This is a genomic window from Vagococcus sp. WN89Y (genome assembly GCF_052220145.1).
Taxonomy (GTDB): domain Bacteria; phylum Pseudomonadota; class Gammaproteobacteria; order Enterobacterales; family Enterobacteriaceae; genus Kosakonia.
On sequence record NZ_JBQPOM010000035.1, the window covers coordinates 1 to 547 of the forward strand.

At 51.2% G+C, this 547-nt stretch carries 1 pseudogene; it reads right to left on the bottom strand.

The window, feature by feature from the left end:
- A pseudogene (locus tag ACTU3N_RS14630) lies at positions 1-484 on the bottom strand (transposase); the annotation flags it as partial.
- Positions 485-547 lie beyond the last annotated feature (63 nt).

The window sequence follows — 547 nt, forward strand, 5'->3', positions numbered from 1 at the left end:
TATCCCGCAGGTCGAGATGGATCTTACGGTAGCCATAAACGCAACCGGACTCCAGCCAGAACTGTTTGATTTGTCCTGTCAGTCTGAGATCCGCCTGATGCCGTGGTGAATGCGGCTGCTGAAGCCAGGAGTAAAAGCCACCGGGATGAACATCCAGCACCGCGAACAGGCCAGCAACAGGTGTTGTCACGGATAAAGGCGTACCTCAGTCGGACAGCTTTGCGAGGTACACCGCGGCTTTTTTTAATATGTCCCGTTCGTCAGTAACCCGCTTCAGCTCCTTCCGGAGTCGGCGGATCTCGGCCTGAGCATCTGACTGCTCTTTGTTGGTGGAAGAGTCCGGACCGTACTTCTTTATCCAGGCATAAAGACTGTGGGTGGTGATATCGAGAAGTATTGCAACGCTGGAAACAGAATGGCCACGATCCACAACCTGTTTGACAGCTTCAATTTTAAACTCTTCGGTATAACGCTTACCGCTCATAGGCACCTCTCTTTAAGCCATTTTAAATGACTCTGAGGTGTCTGTTAAACCCGTGGCGATTCA